Here is a 13,909-nt window from a genome sequence, read left to right on the forward strand (position 1 = left end):
GGGCGACGATGGTGTCGATGCCGACCACCAGCATGGCCAGACCGGTCTGCAGCGCCGTGGGCATCGATGTCCGGAGGCGATCGACGCCGTCGAGCGGGGAGGCGACGGCCGGTGCCGCCGTCGCCTCCCTGACTGTCCTAGAAGTCGTCGTCGAAGGCGACGGTGCCGGCGACCCCGACCTGGTACGCCGACACCCGCCGCTCGAAGAAGTTGGACAGCTCCTGCACGTCCTGCAACTCCATGAACGCGAACGGGTTGGCCGACCCGTAGTGCGGTGCGATCCCGAGCTGGGCGAGACGCCGGTCGGCGACGTGCTGGAGGTACTCCCGCATGTCCGCGAGGGTCAGGCCGGGCACGCCGTGGCCGAGCAGGTCCTCGGCGAACTGCACCTCACACTCGACGGCCTCGGTGAGCATCTGGCGAACCTGCCCGGCGAGGTCGTCGTCGAACAGGTCGGGTTCCTCGCCGCGCACCGTGTCGACGACGTCGAACGCGAAGGCCATGTGCATCGACTCGTCGCGGAACACCCAGTTGGTGCCGGAGGCGAGGCCGTGCAGCAGGCCGCGGGAGCGCAGGAAGTAGACGTACGCGAACGCGCCGTAGAAGAACAACCCTTCGATGCAGGCGGCGAAGCAGATCAGGTTGAGCAGGAACATCCGCCGGTCCTCGCGGGACCGCAGCTCGCGGAGGTTGTTCAGGGAGTCGATCCAGCGGAAGCAGAAGTCGGCCTTGCGGCGGATCGAGGGGATGTTCTCGATGGCCGCGAAGGCGGCGAACCGCTCGGTCTCGTCGGGCACGTACGTGTCGAGCAGGTTGAGATAGAACTGGACGTGCACCGCCTCCTCGAACAGCTGCCGGGACAGGTAGAGGCGGCCCTCGGGGCTGTTGACGTGCTGGTAGAGGTTGAGCACGAGGTTGTTGGCGACGATGGTGTCGCCGGTGGCGAAGAACGCCACCAGGCGGCTCACCAGGTGCCGCTCGGCGGGCGAGAGCTTGTCGAGGTCGGCCAGGTCGGCGTGCAGGTCGACCTCCTCGACGGTCCACGTGTTGCGGATGGCGTCGCGGAACCGGTCGAAGAAGTGCGGGTAGCGCATCGGGCGGAGGGTGAGGTCCATCCCGGGGTCGAGCAGCATGTGCGTGGTCCTCGTGTCGGTGGTGGTGTCGGCGGCGGTCACTGGCAGGCCTCGCACGACTCGGGGTTCTCCAGCGAGCAGGCCAGCGCCTCGGCACCGGTCGCCACGGGCGCGGCGAGGGCGACGGGCGCGACGGTGGCCTGCTGGATTCGGGTGGCGGGACGGGACCGCAGGTAGTAGGTGGTCTTCAGCCCGGCCTTCCAGGCGTACAGGTACATCGAGGAGAGCTTGCCGATGGTCGGCGAGGCCAGGAACAGGTTCAGCGACTGCGACTGGTCGATGAACGGCGCGCGGGCGGCGGCCAGGTCGATGAGCGCCCGCTGCGGCAGCTCCCACGCGGTGCGGAACAGCTCGCGGACGGCGGCCGGCAGCTCCGCGATGTCCTGCACCGACCCCTCGGCCCGCTTGATCGACGACCGGACCCGGTCGGTCCACAGGCCGCGGGCCTTCAGCTCGCGTACCAGAGCGGTGTTGACCTGGAGGAACTCCCCGGACAGCGTCTCGCGCTTGAACAGGTTGGACACCTGCGGCTCGACGCACTCGTAACACCCGGCGATGGAGGCGATGGTGGCGGTCGGGGCGACCGCCACCAGCAGCGAGTTGCGCAGCCCGTGGGCCCGCACCCGCTCCCGCAGGGCCGCCCACCGCTCGGTCTGCGTGCCCTCCACGCCCCACAGGTCGGGCTGGAGCTGCCCCCGCGCCGCCCGGGTCTCGCCGTACGCCGGATGCGCGCCGACGTGCCGCGCCAGGTCGGCGGAGGTCTCCAGGGCGGTCAGGTACAACTCCTCGCTGACCCGGGTGGACAGCTCCCGCGCGGCCGGCGAGTCGAACGGCAGCCGCAGCGCGAAGAACACGTCCTGCAGGCCCATCAGCCCGAGCCCGACCGGCCGCCAGCGCGGGTTGCTCGCCGCCGCCTGCGCGGTCGGGTAGTAGTTGATGTCGATGACCCGGTCGAGGAACGTGACGGCGGTCCGCACGGTGGCGCGCAGCCGCTGCCAGTCGATGCCGCCGTCGGTGAGGTGGGCGGCGAGGTTCACCGAGCCGAGGTTGCACACCGCCGTCTCGGCGTCGCCGGACACCTCGATGATCTCGGTGCAGAGGTTGGACAGGTGCACCACGTTGCCCGGTTCGGCGGTCTGGTTGCACAGCCGGTTGGCGGCATCCTTGAAGGTCATCCAGCCGTTGCCGGTCTGGGCCAGGGTGCGCATCATCTTCCCGTACAGCTCCCGCGCCGGCACCTGCCGCACGTAGCGGCCCTGCGCCTCGGCCGCCCGGTACGCGGCGTCGAACTCGTCGCCCCACAGGTCGGGCAGCTCCGGCACCTCGTTCGGGTCGAACAGCGACCACACGTCGTCGGCCTCGACCCGGCGCATGAACTCGTCCGGGATCCAGTTGGCCAGGTTCAGGTTGTGGGTGCGCCGGGCGTCCTCGCCGGTGTTGTCCCGCAGTTGCAGGAACTCCTCGACGTCCGGGTGCCACGGCTCCAGGTAGACGCAGGCCGCGCCCTTGCGCCGGCCACCCTGGTTGACCGCGGCGACGCTCGCGTCGAGCGTGCGCAGCCACGGCACGATGCCGTTGGACTGCCCGTTGGTGCCGCGGATGAGCGCGCCCCGCGACCGGACCCGGGAGTACGCGATGCCGATGCCGCCGGCGAACTTGGACAGGTTGGCGACCTGGGCGTAGCGCTGGTAGATCGAGTCCAGCTCGTCGCGCGGGGAGTCGACCAGGTAGCAGGAGGACATCTGGGTGTGCCGGGTGCCGGAGTTGAACAGCGTCGGCGAGCTGGGCAGGTAGGCCAGGCTGGACATCAGCCGGTAGAAGTCGACCGCCTCCTCCGGCGTACGCGACAGGCCGCAGGCCACCCGCAGCAGCCAGTACTGCGGCGTCTCCAGCACCAGCCGGCTGGTCGGGTGGCGCAGCAGGTACCGGTCGTACACCGTGCGCAGGCCGAAGTACTCGAACCGCCGGTCGCCGTCCGGGTCGACGGCGTCGTCGAGCGTCCGGGCGTGTGCGGCGACGAAGGCCGCGGTGTCGTCCCCGATCAGCCCCTCGGCGTGACCGGTCCGGATCGCCGCGCTGAACGAGGTGATGCCCTGCCGGCGGACCTCCTTGTCGACGTAGCCGGCCAGCAGCCGTGCGGCCAGGCGCGAGTACTGCGGCTCCTCACCGATCATCTCGGCGGCGGTCTGAATGGACAGCCGGTCCAGCTCCGCCGTGGTCGCGCCGTCGTAGAGGCCGCTGATCGTCCGGGTCGCCACCCGCAGCGGGTCGACGTCGGTCAGGTCGTCGGTCCACCGCTCGACCGCACGGACGATCTTGTTGACGTCGACCGGTTCGCTGGCGCCGTCGCGCTTGCGGACGTGCATCTGCGTCCGCCGCCGGCCCGGCAGGGCGGTGTCGCCGTCGGTCGGGACCACCTGGGTGACTGTCACCACTCACTCCTCGCGAGTTCGAGACCTGATGGCCCTTGGACGCGAGGAGACAGACACCGGCGGACGCCACGCCGGGCGTGGGTCAGGTGGCGTCGGCCGTCCCACGCGGCGTCGGACCGCCGCGCACCCGGGTGCGGGTGCACGGCGCGCTGGCAGGTCTTCGGACTTGCGGGCACGACCGGGCTCGCCGGTCTCCTACTGGCCGTCGCTTCCCAGGCCGTGGTCGGCCCAGTGCTGATGACGGCGGTCGTTCCCACTCACCGCTGCGGGGCAGTCCCGGATTCCCACCGGATTCCCTCTTGCCTCGACCACTGTGGATGAGCGGTCGAACCAGCTGCGATCAACACCATATATAGGGGCGGCACCGTTTGTCACACCCCACATGTCGGGGCCGGGCGTGTCGCGGTCAGACCGGTGACGGTCGTCACGAGCCGGCATCGATGGATGTGCGACCACCCGCGCGCGCTCACGACAGGGCGTAGACCCGGCGCGCGGTGCCCGCGAGCACCGCGTCCCGCTCGGTGGCGGTGCAGCCGGCGAGCAGCTCGTCGGTGAGCGCGAGCACGTCGGCGTACCGGCCGGCGAGTTCACACACCGGCCAGTCCGAGCCGAACAGCACACGGTCGGCGCCGAACGCGGAGAGCACGTGTTCGGCGTACGGCCGGATGCGGGTGGCATCCCAGTCGCCGGCCGCCTCGGTGACCAGCCCGGACAGCTTGCACACGACGCCCTCGCACCGGGCCATGGCCGTGATCCAGGCCGCCCACGGTCCCCACTCCCCCGCCGCGATGCCCGGCTTACCCGCGTGGTCGACGACGAACCGGACGCCGTCGAGCCGCTGGGCCACGACCAGGGCGGCGGGCCGCTGCGGGGCACGCACGAGGATGTCGTACGCCAGCCCGCGCGCCCCGACCGCGGCGATCCCCCGCGTCACGTCGGCACGGCGTAGCCAGTCCGGGTCCGGCTCGTCCTGCGCCTGGTGGCGTACGCCGACGAGCGGGCCGGAACGCAGCCGGTCGGCCTCGTCGCCGGCATCGGGGCGGGTCAGGTCGAGCCAGCCGACGACCCCGGCGACGAATCCGCCGCTGTCCCGCGCGGTGGCGAGGAACTCCTCGGTCTCGTCCAGCGACGGCACGGTCTGCACCAGGACCGTCGCGGCGACCCGGCCGCCGGTCGCGGCACGCAGGTCGGCAACACCGTAGGGCCGGCGGATCGGAGCGAGGGCGTCGTCCGACAGCCACGGGTACGCCCGCGCGTCCGGATTCCACAGGTGGTGGTGGGCGTCCACGATCACAGCTGCACCAGCCCGGCGGCTTCGAGGTCACGCCAGAGCGCGTCCGGGACCGGCGTGCCGGCGAGGTCCACGTTGCGGGTGACCTGTGCGGCGGTCTGCGCGCCGACCACGAGGGAGGCGACGGCCGGATGTCGCGCGGTGAACGCCAGGGCGGCCTGCGGCAGCGCGACCCCGTGCGAACGGCACACCTCGGCGATCCGGCTGGCCCGTTCGTGCAGGGCCTCGGCGATCGGCCGGTAGTCGTACATCCGGCCCGGGTCGTCGGTGGCGAGCACCCCGCTGTTGAACACACCGGCGGCGAGCACGGACACACCCCGTTCCCGGCAGCGCGGCAGCAGACCACGCGCCGCCGACTGGTCCAGCAGCGTGTACCGCCCGGCGAGCAGCACGGTGTCGATGTCGGTCTCGGTGACGAAGCGCTCCAGCATCCGCCACTGGTTCATGCCGACGCCGATCGCGCCCACGACACCCTGGTCGCGCAGCTCGTGCAACGCCGGATACGCCTCCTCGACGGCCGGCCGCCAGTGCTCGTCCGGGTCGTGGATCAGCACGACGTCGACCCGGTCCAGGCGCAGGCGATCGAGGCTGGACTCCAGCGACCGGCGTACGCCGTCGGCGCTGAAGTCCCACCGTCGGGTGTGGTCGGCGGGCACGTCGAACCCGGCCGCCTCGTCGGTGAGCTGGGAGCCCGGCGCGGGGACGAGCAACCGGCCGACCTTCGTGCAGACGGTGAACTCGTCGCGGGGCCGGTCGGCCAGCGCGGCGCCGAGCCGCCGCTCCGACAACCCCAGCCCGTAGTGCGGGGACGTGTCGAAGAAGCGGATCCCGGCCCGCCACGCGGCGTCGACCGCACGGCGGGCCGTGTCGTCGTCCACGGCCTGGTACAGGTTGCCGATCCCGGCTGCGCCGAAGCCGAGAGCGGTCACCCGCACCGGCGACCGACCGAGTCGCTGGGACCTCATCGCTGCCTCAATCCTGCGCCTTGCCGCTGGTCAGCCGGGCGAGGACCAGCGCGACCAGGATCACGAGGCCGTTGACCGCCTGGATCTGGTCGGGTTTGACCTGGGCCAGCGTGAGCACGTTCTGGATCAGCCCGAGCAGCACGACACCGGTGAGCGCGCCGACGAGCGAACCCTTGCCGCCGTCGAGGCTGATCCCACCGATCACCGCCGCCGCGAACACCGTGAAGATCATTCCGTTGCCCTGGTTGGCGGCCACCGAGCCGAGCCGGGCCGACAGCATCAGCCCGGCCAGGGCGGCGAGCGCGCCGGCGACGATGAACGTCACCCAGATGACGCGCTCCACGCGGATGCCGGCTGCCCGTGCCGCGTCCGGGTTACCGCCGACCGCATAGATCGAGCGCCCGAACCGGGTGTAGCCGAGCACGACGATGCCCACGGCGAACGCCAGGACGACGATCCAGATCGACAACGGCACGGTGAGGATGCGCAGGCTGCCCAGGTTGTCGATGGTGGGGATCCGGTTGGCCAGGTTGGAGATGGTGGCGCCGCCGACGATCGCCAGTTGCAGGCCCCGCAGCGCGATGAGCATCGCCAGTGTCACGATGAACGCGGACAGCTTGAACCGTACGACCAGCAGCCCGTTGAACGCCCCGATCAGGGCGCCGAACGCCAGCGCCACCGGCAGGACCGTCCAGGTGGGCCACGGTGCGCCGAGCATCGAGGTCTGGCCGACCACCAGGAAGACCGCCACCGCGGGCGCGATGCCCACCACCGACTCCAGCGACAGGTCGAACTTTCCGACGATCAGCACCAGCGCCTCGGCCAGCACCACCAGTGCCAGCTCGGTCTGGTACTTCAGGACCGTGTCGACCAGGTAGGACTTGGTGAGGAAGACGTCCGGCTTGAGCGTGTAGCCGTAGATCAGCAGGGCGATGATCGGCGGGACCAGGGCGAGATCGCGCAACCGCGCGAGCCGCAGCCGGTTGCTGGGGCGACCGCTGGGTTGCGGCGGTCGCTGCGGCGCCTCCGGAGCGCCGACGGCCAGCGTCTCAGACATGCTTCTCACCGATCCCTTCGATCTCGGCCACGAGCGTGGCCTCGTCCCAGCCGCGCCCGTGCTCGGCGACGACGCGGCCGGCCACCATCACCACCACCCGGTCACACACCCGCAGGTCGTCCAGTTCGTCGGAGACCAGCAGGGCACCGCGGCCAGTCCGGGTCTCCGCGTCCACCACGCCCAGCAGGGACTCCTTCGACCGCACGTCCACCCCGACCGTGGGGTGCACCAGCACGAGGACCCGCGGATCGCGGGCCAGCGCGCGGGCCATCACGACCTTCTGCGCGTTGCCGCCGGACAGCTCACCGACCGGTTGATGCGGGCCGGCGGTGTGCACGTCGAGGTCAGCGATCGCCCTGCGGCCCTTGGCGTCGCGTCGCTTCGGCAGCACCACACCGGCCGGGCCGAGCCGGTCCGCGACGGTCATCGTGACGTTCTCCGCGACCGAGAGCCCGGGGACGAACCCGTCGGCGTTCCGATCCGCCGGCAGGTAGCCGATGCCGGCCCGCAGGGCGGCCGGAACGCTGGCCGGCTTCACCGTGAGGCCCGCGACCCGCACCTGGCCGGTACGCGGCCGCAGCCCCACCACCGCCTCGGCGAACTCCCGCTTGCCGCTCGCGGCGGACCCGGCCACCCCGACGATCTCGCCCTGCCGGATGGTGAGGTCGATCGGCTCGGTGACGTCGGGCACCCCGACCGCGTCGAGGGTGAGTGCCGGCTCGGCGTCGTCCGGCACCGGCGGTCGGTCCTGCCCGACCTGCACCAGCCCGTGCGCGTCACCGATCATCGCCTCCACGAGCCGGGCGTGGTCCAGCTCCGCCACCGGCGCCGTCACGATGTGCCGGGCGTCGCGGAACACCGTCACCCGCTGGCAGATCTCGTAGATCTCCGGAAGGTGGTGGGAGATGAACAGGAAGGTCACGCCCTGCTGCTGGAGGACGGTGAGGCGGTCGAAGAGCCGCGCGATGGCGCGGGCCTCCAGCTGTGCGGTCGGCTCGTCGAGGATCACGAACCGGGCGCCGTGCGACAGCGCGCCGGCGATCTCCACCAGCTGACGCTGCTCGACGGTCAGCTCCTTGGCCGGCGTGTCCGGGTCGACCGGCACCGACCACGACTCCAGCAGGTCGATGGCCGCCCGCCTCAGCCGGGACCGGGACAGCAGGCCGAACCGGCCCCGCGGCTGCCGGTCGAGGAAGAGGTTCTCCGCGACCGACAGCTCGCCGACCACGGACGGCTTCTGGTAGACGCAGGCGACCTGCTGGCGCCAGGCGACGCGGTCGCCCAGCGCCGGGGCCGGTCGGCCCGCGAAGCGGACCTCACCGGCGTCCGGTTTGAGCAGCCCGGTCAGGACACCGACCAGGGTGGACTTACCGGCGCCGTTGCGGCCGACGAGCGCGTGCGTCTCGCCGGGCAGCACGCTCAGCGTCCCGTCGGCGAGCGCCACGGTCGGGCCGAACCGCTTGGCGATTCCGATCGCCTCGACCACGGGTCTGGACTCGTCGTCGACCATCACACCGTCCCTCCGGATCCCGGCGTCGGGCCGCGCGGCGCCGGCCGTCCAGCAGGATGCCCGGCGCCGCGCGGTCCGCGCTACTTCTTGTTGCCCCAGAGGGCGGGGTCGTCGACGTTGTCCTTGGTGATCAGGGGCGCCGGAAGCTGGTCCTCGTAGCCGTTGGGCAGCTTGATGACGGTGCTGCCGTGGTCGGTCGGACCCTCCTTCGGCGTCACGCCCTCCATCGCCTGCTTGGCCCAGTACAGGCCGTACTGCGCGTAGGCGTCCGCCGGCTGCGAGACGGTCGCGTCGATCTCGCCCTTGCGGATCGCGTCCAGCTCCTGCGGGATGCCGTCGTTGGACACGATGAAGATGTGCTTCGGGTCCGTGGGCGCAACGAGCAGCTTGCGCTGCTTGAGCACCTGCAGGGTCGGGTCGAGGAACACCCCGCCGGCCTGCATGTAGACACCCTTGATGTCCGGGTCGGTCGACAGCCGGGTCTCCAGGGCGGCCTGGGCCTTGCTGCCCTCCCACTCGGTCGGCTCCTCGAACACCGTGATGCCCGGGAACTTCGTGGTCATGCACTCCTTGAACGCCTCGGACCGGTCCCGACCGTTGATCGACGACAGCGCGCCCTGGAACTCGATGACCTTGCCCTTGCCGCCGAGCTTCGCACCGAGGAACTCGCAGGCCTTGGTGCCGTACGCCCGGTTGTCGGCGCGGACGACCATGTAGACGCTGCCGTTGTCCGGCCGGGTGTCCACGCTCACCACGGGGATCTTCTTCTGCGCCAGCTCGTCGAGCTTCGGCCCGATCGCCCCGGTGTCCTGCGGGGCGATCACGAGTGCCTTGGCCCCCTGGGTGACCAGGCTGTCGACGTTGCTGATCAGCTTCTGGATGTCGTTCTGCGAGTTGGTCTGCGCGGTGAGTTCGACGCCGACCTCGCCGGCCTTCGGGGCGATGTAGCTGGCGTACGCGTTCCAGAAGTCGGAGTCCGCGCGCGGCAGGTCGACGCCCACCGCGCCGGTGCCTCCCCCGCCGGCGGCGGGCTCGTCGGAATCCTTGCTGCACGCCGCCGCGGACGCGACCAGCGCCGCGGCCATGGACAGCCCGAGCACCCGTCGGGCGGTCACACCGATCGTCATGGGTTTCCTCGATTCATTGGCAGGGAAGGGTTTTCGCGGTCCTCGGCCGCCGGGGCGGCCTGCCGGAGGCGGAGCCCGTGCATGCCGCCGTCGACGGCGAGCACGGTCCCGGTGGTGGACGCGGCCAGCGGGCTGGCCAGGTAGGCGATCGCGGTGGCGACCTCGGCGGCGGAGACCAGCCGGCCGATGGGTTGACGCGCGCGCAGGGCGGCCAGTTCGGCGTCCGGGTCCTCAGCCGCGGCGAGCAGCCGCCGGACCCACGGGGTGTCGACGGTGCCGGGGTTGACGCAGTTGACCCTGATGTTCTCGGCGACGTGGTCGGCGGCCATGGCGAGCGTCAGCGCCTGCACGGCGCCCTTCGTCGCGCTGTAGAGCGCCCGGTTGGGCAGGCCGGCGGTCGCCGCGATCGAGCAGGTGTTGACCACGGCGGCGTGGGCCGACGTCCGCAGGTACGGCAGGGCCGCCCGGGTGACGCGGACGATGCCCACCACGTTGACGTCGAGGACGCGGTGCCACTCGTCGTCGCTGTTCGCCTCGACGCCGCCCTGCGCGCCGGTGCCCGCGTTGTTGACCAGCACGTCGATCCCGCCGAGCTGCCGCCCGGCCGCGGCGACGGCCCGGGTCACCAGCTCCGCGTCGGTCACGTCGCAGGTGATGCCGTGCAGCGGGGCCGGCACGCCGGAGGGGTCCAGGTCGAGGCAGGCGACGGTGGCACCCCGCTCGGCAAGCAGCTGGGCGGTGGCGAGACCGATGCCGGAGCCACCCCCGGTGACCACGGCACGCAGGCCGGCGAACTCCGCGCTCATGCCGCGTCTCCTTCCGTCCAGACGGGACCGTGCGGGTAGGCGTAGTCGACCAGCGTCCGCGGTCGGAGGTCGGCGCTGAACCCGGCTGCGGTCGGGGCGACGTAGTTGCCGTTGCGGATGACGACCGGGTGGACGAAGTGCTCGTGCAGATGGTCGACGAACTCGATCACCCGGTTCTCCATCGAGCCGGACACCGCCAGGTAGTCGAACATCGACAGGTGCTGCACCAGCTCGCAGAGGCCGACCCCGCCGGCGTGCGGGCACACCGGCACGCCGAACTTCGCCGCCAGCAGCAGGATCGCCACGTTCTCGTTGACGCCGGCCACCCGCGCGGCGTCCAGTTGCAGGTAGGAGATCGCGTCGGTCTGCAGGAGCTGCTTGAAGACCACCCGGTTCTGGACGTGCTCGCCGGTGGCGACCTTCACGGGAGCGATCGCGCGGGCGATGGCGGCGTGGCCGAGCACGTCATCGGGGCTGGTGGGCTCCTCGACCCACCACGGGTCGAAACGGGCCAGCTCCCGGACCCAGGTGATCGCCTGGCCGACGTCCCACCGCTGGTTGGCGTCGACGGCGATGCGGACGTCCGGGCCCACCGCCGCCCGGGCGATGCCCATCCGCCGGACGTCGTCGGCGAGGTCCGCCCCGACCTTCAGCTTGAGCTGGGTGAAGCCGTCGGCGACGGCCTCCTTGCAGAGGCGCGCCAGCTTGGCGTCGTCGTACCCGAGCCAGCCCGGGGTGGTGGTGTAGCCGGGGTAGCCGTGCTCGAGCAGGTACGCCTCCCGCTCGGCCCGGCCGGGCTGCGCACGGCGGAGGATCTCCAGCGCCTCGGCGGGGGTGAGCGCGTCGGACAGGTAGCGGAAGTCGACCAGGTCGATGAGCTCTTCCGGGGTGGAGTCGGCGAGCAGCTTCCACAGTGGCTTGCCCGCGCGCTTGGCGCGCAGGTCCCACAGGGCGTTGACGACCGCGGAGATCGCCATGTGCATGACGCCCTTCTCCGGGCCGAGCCAGCGCAGCTGCGAGTCGTGCACCATCGCGCGCCAGACGCCCCCGAGGTCGCTCAGCGTGGCGTCGAGTGGGCGCCCGACGACGTACGGCTCCAGGGCGCGGATCGCCGTGGTCTGGATGTCGTTGCCGCGCCCGATGGTGAAGGCGAACCCGTGGCCCTCGTGCCCGTCCGGGTGATCGGTGCCGATGACGACGTACGCCGCCGAGTAGTCCGGGTCCGGGTTCATGGCGTCGGAGCCGTCCAGCTCCCGCGAGGTGGGGAACCGGATGTCGTGCGTCCGCAGGCCGGTGATCCGCGCGGTCATGCGGCCTGCCCCACCGTCTGGCGCTGCGCGCCGAGGCCGTCGATCTCGACCTCGATCACGTCGCCGGGCCGCAGGTAGGGCTTCGGGTCGGGCTGCCCGAGCGCCACGCCGGCCGGTGTGCCCGTGTTGATGACGTCGCCCGGTTCGAGCACCATGAACTGGCTGACGTACCGGACCAGCTCGGCGACGCCGAAGATCATGGTCTTGGTGGTGCCGTCCTGCCGGCGGGTGCCGTTGACGCTCAGGCGCAGGCCCAGCTGCTGCGGGTCGGGCACCTCGTCGGCGGTGACCAGCCAGGGGCCGAGCGGATTGAAGGTCTCGCAGGACTTGCCCTTGTCCCACTGGCCGCCGCGTTCGAGTTGGAACTCCCGTTCCGACAGGTCGTTGGACACGGCGTAGCCCGCCACGCAGGCCAGCGCCGCGGCGTCGTCCTCGAGGTAGCGCGCGGTGCGGCCGATGACGGCCGCGAGCTCGACCTCCCAGTCGGTCTTGACGCTGCCCCGCGGGATCAGCACCTGGTCGTCGGGCCCGACCATGGTGTTCGGCGCCTTCATGAACAGGATCGGTTCCGCCGGCGGCTGCGCACCCGTCTCCGCGGCGTGGTCGGAGTAGTTCAACCCGACGCACACGATCTTGCCCGGTCGGGCGATCGGCGCGCCGATCCGCGGCGACGGGTCGGCCACGAGGGGCAACTTCCCGGCCGCGAGCGCGGCGCGCGCCACCCCGATGCCGTCACCGGCGAGGAAATCCCCGTCGATCTCGGCCACCAGGCCGGAGAGGTCCACGAGCCGGCCCTGCGCGTCCAGCGCCGCTGGGCGTTCCTGGCCGGTCGGCCCCACTCGAAGCAGCTTCACTCCACAACCTCCGGCCAAACATCGGATCTGTTGCCTGGTTGTATAGTTGAGTTACGCGCGTGTTGCAATAGGACGCCGAGAAGTTGCTCGAATAGATCCGATGACAGCGCCGGGGTTTGGGTGTTCGGTGTGGGCACCGGGCAGACGGCGGTCCAGGTCGGAGCGTCGCGACGGCGTGGACCCGTACGGCAGCTCGCAGCGCGGCCGTACGCGGCACCGAGCCGGTCTGTCCAGTGTGCTGCGCGACGTGAGGGCGCGCGCGGTGCCGGCGCCGGTCAGGCCGGCGGCAGCGCCGACCCGGGACCGCCGAGCGCGTTGCGCAGCCACTGCTCGACGCCGGCGACGTGCACCGTCGCCCAGGCCCGGGCGGCCTCGGGCTGGCGCGCCTCGATCGCCTCGCAGATCGCCTCATGCTGCTCCCGCGTGCGCCGCACGGCACCTTCCTGGGTGAGCCCCCGCCAGATGCGCGCGCGGGTCGTCGGCCCGGAGAGGCTGTCGATCAGCGAGCACAGGACGTTGTTCCCGGACCCGGCGGCGATGTGGTTGTGGAACCGCAGGTCGTTGGCCACCAGCGCCTCGACCGTCGGCGACTCCCCCAGCTCCGCGAGGATCGCCCGCAGGCCGGCGATGTCCTCGTCACTCATCCGGATCGCGGCCAGCTCGGTCGCGGCGGGTTCGAGGACGCGGCGCACCTCCAGGAACTGCAGCACCGTGTCGTCCTGGTGAAAGTCGACAACGAACCCGATGGCGTCCAGGAGCAGGGCGGGTTCGAGGCTCGTGACGTACGTGCCGTCCCCCTGCCGCACATCCAGCACCCGGATCAGCGACAGCGCCTTGACCGCCTCGCGCAGGGAGTTGCGCGAGAGGCCCAGCCGCTCGGCGAGGTCCGCCTCCCTGGGCAGCCGGGAGCCCGGAAGCAGCTCGCCCTGAACGATCATGGCCTTGATCTTGTCGATCGCCTCGTCGGTTACCGGCACCTCGCCCCTCCCGGAGATCGGATGTTCCGGAGCCTACCCGCGGGTCGCGCCGGTCCGAAATCCAGCATCGTCCATAGGTCGGATGTCTCCCCGCCCACGTATCTTCGACCTCTCCGCTCCGCGCACTCGACGCTCTTCCAGGAGCAGGCGGGGCACCTCCACGACGCCGCATGGACCGAGCTTGATTCATCCCATCTATCGCGAGCGGGAGCGAGGTCGCGGTGTCACCGCCGTACCGGTAGCGGGGGCAGCGCGCGCCCAGATGGCGCTGGCCGCCGCCATCGGGATCGCGGTGCTGCGATCGTCGATCCAGCTGCAACCGCTGAGTTCGGCCACCGAGCAGGACCTGGTCGGCCCGCTGCGCGACCTGGTCGACGCGCTGCTGCCACGTCGGTGAGCCCGGCGGCGCCGCCCGTCGCCGCGCCCGGGCACGAAGCCGCGTGGGGC

12 protein-coding genes and 1 riboswitch are annotated in these 13,909 nt (G+C 71.6%); of the genes, 1 reads left to right on the forward strand and 11 read right to left on the reverse strand.

What is annotated here, in order from left to right; all coding sequences use genetic code 11:
* Positions 1-137 precede the first annotated feature (137 nt).
* The 11 genes from AB0K07_RS21885 to AB0K07_RS21935 all read right to left on the reverse strand — a co-directional run bounded on the left by AB0K07_RS21885 (position 138) and on the right by AB0K07_RS21935 (position 13,462).
* Positions 138-1,133 carry a ribonucleotide-diphosphate reductase subunit beta gene (locus AB0K07_RS21885; protein ID WP_363757466.1) on the reverse strand — a complete coding sequence of 332 codons (996 nt, stop codon included), beginning with the start codon at positions 1,131-1,133 and terminating at the stop codon, positions 138-140.
* Positions 1,134-1,171: 38 nt separating this feature from the next.
* Positions 1,172-3,550 carry a ribonucleoside-diphosphate reductase subunit alpha gene (locus AB0K07_RS21890; protein ID WP_363757467.1) on the reverse strand — a complete coding sequence of 793 codons (2,379 nt, stop codon included), beginning with the start codon at positions 3,548-3,550 and terminating at the stop codon, positions 1,172-1,174.
* A 148-nt stretch (positions 3,551-3,698) separates the two neighbouring features.
* Positions 3,699-3,915: riboswitch (cobalamin riboswitch) on the reverse strand.
* A 116-nt stretch (positions 3,916-4,031) separates the two neighbouring features.
* Positions 4,032-4,859, reverse strand: a complete 828-nt coding sequence (locus AB0K07_RS21895) for an amidohydrolase family protein (protein WP_363757264.1) — start codon at positions 4,857-4,859, stop codon at positions 4,032-4,034.
* Positions 4,856-5,821: an aldo/keto reductase gene (locus tag AB0K07_RS21900; RefSeq protein ID WP_363757265.1), complete on the reverse strand. Its 966-nt coding sequence runs from the start codon at positions 5,819-5,821 to the stop codon at positions 4,856-4,858. The genes AB0K07_RS21895 and AB0K07_RS21900 overlap by 4 nt, the downstream gene beginning before the upstream one ends.
* Before the next feature lie 7 nt (positions 5,822-5,828).
* Positions 5,829-6,878: an ABC transporter permease gene (locus tag AB0K07_RS21905; protein WP_363757266.1), complete on the reverse strand. Its 1,050-nt coding sequence runs from the start codon at positions 6,876-6,878 to the stop codon at positions 5,829-5,831.
* Positions 6,871-8,388, reverse strand: a complete 1,518-nt coding sequence (locus tag AB0K07_RS21910; protein ID WP_363757267.1) for a sugar ABC transporter ATP-binding protein — start codon at positions 8,386-8,388, stop codon at positions 6,871-6,873. Before AB0K07_RS21910 ends, AB0K07_RS21905 begins: the two co-directional genes overlap by 8 nt.
* 80 nt (positions 8,389-8,468) lie before the next feature.
* A complete protein-coding gene (locus AB0K07_RS21915; RefSeq protein ID WP_363757268.1) occupies positions 8,469-9,515 on the reverse strand; it encodes a sugar ABC transporter substrate-binding protein in 1,047 nt (348 codons plus the stop codon).
* On the reverse strand, positions 9,512-10,321 hold the full coding sequence (locus AB0K07_RS21920) for an SDR family oxidoreductase (protein WP_363757269.1): 810 nt from the start codon (positions 10,319-10,321) through the stop codon (positions 9,512-9,514). Before AB0K07_RS21920 ends, AB0K07_RS21915 begins: the two co-directional genes overlap by 4 nt.
* Complete coding sequence (locus AB0K07_RS21925; protein WP_363757270.1) at positions 10,318-11,631, reverse strand: L-fuconate dehydratase; 1,314 nt, start codon at positions 11,629-11,631, stop codon at positions 10,318-10,320. The genes AB0K07_RS21920 and AB0K07_RS21925 overlap by 4 nt, the downstream gene beginning before the upstream one ends.
* Positions 11,628-12,485, reverse strand: coding sequence for a fumarylacetoacetate hydrolase family protein (locus tag AB0K07_RS21930; protein WP_363757271.1), 858 nt, complete (start codon positions 12,483-12,485; stop codon positions 11,628-11,630). Before AB0K07_RS21930 ends, AB0K07_RS21925 begins: the two co-directional genes overlap by 4 nt.
* A gap of 275 nt (positions 12,486-12,760) precedes the next feature.
* Positions 12,761-13,462: a FadR/GntR family transcriptional regulator gene (locus tag AB0K07_RS21935; protein WP_363757272.1), complete on the reverse strand. Its 702-nt coding sequence runs from the start codon at positions 13,460-13,462 to the stop codon at positions 12,761-12,763.
* A gap of 181 nt (positions 13,463-13,643) precedes the next feature.
* On the opposite strand from AB0K07_RS21935, the gene AB0K07_RS21940 reads away from it, so the two are divergent.
* Positions 13,644-13,859, forward strand: a complete 216-nt coding sequence (locus tag AB0K07_RS21940; protein ID WP_363757273.1) for a hypothetical protein — start codon at positions 13,644-13,646, stop codon at positions 13,857-13,859.
* Positions 13,860-13,909 lie beyond the last annotated feature (50 nt).

Source organism: Micromonospora sp. NPDC049301, assembly GCF_040678715.1.
Classification (GTDB): Bacteria; Actinomycetota; Actinomycetes; order Mycobacteriales; family Micromonosporaceae; genus Micromonospora.